General features: G+C 77.3%; 2 protein-coding genes. Both read right to left on the bottom strand.

The genetic code is table 11. The annotated features are described in order from the left end of the window. On the bottom strand, window positions 1-643 hold a 643-nt coding region (locus HMPREF3105_RS13425), incomplete at its 3' end, for an NUDIX hydrolase (protein ID WP_246830297.1). A 137-nt stretch (window positions 644-780) separates the two neighbouring features. Next, window positions 781-1471: mycothiol synthase (mshD, locus tag HMPREF3105_RS00765; RefSeq protein ID WP_070708541.1), on the bottom strand; the 691-nt coding region annotated here is incomplete at its 5' end.

Raw genomic sequence — 1471 nt, 5'->3', positions numbered from 1 at the left:
CCAGCCGCTCCGGCCGCCAGGCCGACACGAGGCCCTCGACGGCGAGCGCCTGCCGCCGGCCCGTCGCCGCCAGCGGGCGCTCCTGCTCGGCGCGGGACCACGAGGAGCGGGGCTTGGCCTTGGCGTGGCGCAGCACCAGCAGCGGCACGGTCCGCAGGCGCCCCCGGGAGGCGGCACGCAGCAGCAGCTCGAGCGGTTCGCGATCCGAGTCGTTCGTCAGCAGCCGCCGGGCCTCGTCCGGCCCGACCCAGCGGACCTCGTCCACCTCGTCGCCGTCGGGCAGGGCGCGCTGGCCGTCGACCTCGGCGGCCCAGTACCAGACCTCCTTGCTCAGACGTGCGCCCCGCTTGCCGGGCACCTCGTACGCGGTCACGCACAGCGGGATGCCCGGCCGCAGCTCCAGGCCGACCTCCTCGCGCAGCTCGCGCACCGCGCACTCCGGCAGCGTCTCACCCGGATCGAGCTTGCCCTTGGGCCACGACCAGTCGTCGTAGCGCGGCCGGTGGATCACCATCACCTCGAGGCCGCCGGGCACGCGGCGCCACGGCAGCATGCCGGCGGCCAGCACCTCGGCGCGGGGGCCTTCCGAGACACGGTCCTCCGTGGACCAGCGGGCGACGCGGTCGGCGTGGGACGAGGGCATGGGGCGGGTTCCTCTCGGGTGCGGCGGCCGCGACGACTGCTGGGGCAGGGCACGGGGCGTGGCCGACCCCGCGGGGGCCGGCCCCACCAGGATACGAGGCCGCCGGGATGTGCCCGGCCGGTCCCCGCCCGAGGGTCTCAGGGGCGGCGGTACTGGGCGTCGGCGGCGAACAGCTCGAAGCCGAGGGACGCGTAGAGCGTGACGGCGGCCGTGTTGTCCGCGTCCACGTACAGGTCCACGACGTCGACCCCCTGCTCCGCCATCCGGTGCAGCCCCGCCAGGGTGAGGGCCCGACCGAGGCCGAGGCCCTGGGCGTCGGGGGAGACGCCCACGGCGTACACCTCCCCGACGCGCGGGCCGTCGGCTCCGGCATCCGGCTCCACCTTCGTCCAGTGGAAGCCGAGCAGCCGCCCGTCCGCCTCGCGGGCGGCGAGCAGGAGGCCGTCGGCGTCGAACCAGTCCTCCGCCATGCGGTCGTCGAGGTCGGCGCGGGTCAGGCTGCCCTGTTCGGGGTGGTCCGCGAAGGCGGCGGCGTTCACGTCCAGCCAGGCCTGCTCGTCCTGGCCGGGGACGAAGCCGCGCAGGGTGACCCCGTCGGCGAGCCGCACCTCCGGCAGGGCGGCGAGCGCCGCGTGCGACAGGCGCATCCGGCGCAGCTCGCGGACGGGCTCGAGGCCGTGCCGCCGGGCGAGCCGGACCGCCCCCGGGAGCATGCCGTGGGCCCAGACGCTCGTGGTGTCCTCCCGCGCCAGGTCTCGGACCGCGGCGGCCGCGGCGTCGGCCAGGGCCGTCCCCCGGCCGATGCGGCGTGCCGCCGGGTCGACGACG

Origin of the sequence: Micrococcus sp. HMSC31B01 (assembly GCF_001816085.1) — a bacterium.
In the GTDB taxonomy this organism is placed as follows: Bacteria; Actinomycetota; Actinomycetes; order Actinomycetales; family Micrococcaceae; genus Micrococcus; species Micrococcus luteus.
The sequence above is the reverse complement of the archived record's forward strand: the minus strand, read 5'-3'. Positions and strand labels throughout refer to the sequence as shown.